Genomic DNA, 1,888 nt, shown 5'->3' with positions numbered 1-1,888 from the left:
CGGTTGGCGATCAGTTCCTCGACCACCGAGGGGTCTGCGAGTGTCGAGGTGTCGCCGAGGCTGCCGTAGTCGTTTTCGGCGATCTTGCGCAGGATGCGTCGCATGATCTTGCCCGAGCGGGTTTTGGGCAGGCCGGGGGCCCATTGGATGAGATCGGGCTTGGCGATGGGGCCGATCTCATGGCGGACCCATTGTTCCAGTTCCTTGCGCAATTCCTCGGTCGGCTCGACCCCGTTCATCAGGGTGACATAGGCATAAATGCCCTGGCCCTTGATGTCATGCGGATAGCCGACCACCGCCGCCTCGGCGACCTTGGCGTGGGCGACGAGTGCCGATTCGACCTCGGCGGTGCCCATGCGGTGACCCGAGACGTTGATCACGTCGTCCACCCGCCCGGTGATCCAGTAATAGCCGTCGGCATCGCGGCGGCAGCCGTCGCCGGAGAAGTAATAGCCCTTGTACTGCTGGAAATAGGTCTGTTCGAAGCGTTCGTGATCGCCCCAGACGGTGCGCATCTGGCCGGGCCAGCTGTCCTTGAGCGCCAGAACGCCCGAGGCTTCGGTCTGGGTGATCTCCTTGCCGGATTCGGGTTCCAGCACGGCCGGCTCAACGCCGAAGAAGGGCAGGGTGGCGCTGCCGGGTTTGGTGGCGATGGCGCCGGGCAGGGGGGTGATGAGGTGGCCGCCGGTTTCGGTCTGCCACCATGTATCGACGATCGGGCAGCGGCCCTTGCCGACGTTGTCGTTGTACCAGTTCCAGGCCTCGGGGTTGATCGGCTCGCCCACGGTCCCCAGCACCTTGAGCGAGGACAGGTCGCATTTGCTGACGAACCCGGTGCCCTGCCCCATCAGCGCGCGGATCGCGGTGGGGGCGGTGTAGAACTGGTTGACCTTGTGTTTCTCGCAGACCTGCCAGAAGCGGCCGGCGTCCGGCCAGGTCGGCACGCCCTCGAACATCAGCGTGGTCGCCCCATTGGCCAGCGGGCCGTAGACGATATAGCTGTGCCCCGTGACCCAGCCGACATCGGCGGTACACCAGAAGATATCGCCGTCGTGATAGTCGAAGACATACTGATGCGTCATCGCGGCGTAGACCAGATAACCGCCGGTGGTATGCACCACGCCCTTGGGCTGGCCGGTCGAGCCGGAGGTGTAGAGGATGAAGAGCGGATCCTCGGCCCCCATCTCCTCGGGCGGGCAATCGGTGGCGGCTTGGGCGGCGAGGGCGTTATAGTCGTGGTCGCGCCCGTCGACCCATGTGGTCTGGCCGCCGGCATGTTTGACCACGAGGCATTTCACCTTGTCCGAACAATGCAGCAGGGCGGAGTCGGCGTTGGATTTGAGCGCCGTCCTGCGGCCGCCGCGCGGGGCCTCGTCGGCGGTGATCACGACCCCGGCCTGACAACCGTTGATCCGTGCGGCCAGCGCATCGGGCGAGAAGCCGGCGAAAACGATCGAATGGATCGCGCCGATCCGCGCGCAGGCCAGCATCGCATAGGCCGCCTCGGGGATCATCGGCAGGTAGATCACCACCCGGTCGCCGCGCCCCACGCCCAGCCCCTTGAGGACATTGGCCATGCGGCAGGTGTTCTCGTGGAGTTGGCGATAGGTGATGTGCCGGGCGGCGTCCTCGGGATTGTCCGGCTCCCAGATGATCGCGGTCTGATCGCCGCGCGTCGCCAGATGGCGGTCGATGCAGTTGGCGGCGACGTTGAGCGTGCCGTCCTCGAACCATTTGATCGAGACCTTGCCGAAGTCGAATGACACGTCCTTGACCCGGCTGTAGGGCCGGATCCAGTCGATCCGCCTGCCATGCTCGCCCCAGAACGCCGCAGGATCGCTGACCGAGGCGGCATACATGGATTTGTATGTGGCGGCGTCGATATGGG

The 1,888-nt window shown here is 65.3% G+C and carries 1 protein-coding gene; it reads right to left on the bottom strand.

The genetic code is table 11. From position 1 onward, the window contains the following. Positions 1-1,888 (bottom strand): acetate--CoA ligase (acs, locus tag BSG08_RS19125; protein WP_139274609.1); only part of this gene is annotated, 1,888 nt, incomplete at both ends.

This window comes from Roseovarius azorensis, assembly GCF_900109455.1.
Taxonomy (GTDB): Bacteria; Pseudomonadota; Alphaproteobacteria; order Rhodobacterales; family Rhodobacteraceae; genus Roseovarius; species Roseovarius azorensis.
This window is presented reverse-complemented; position numbering and strand designations above follow the sequence as displayed.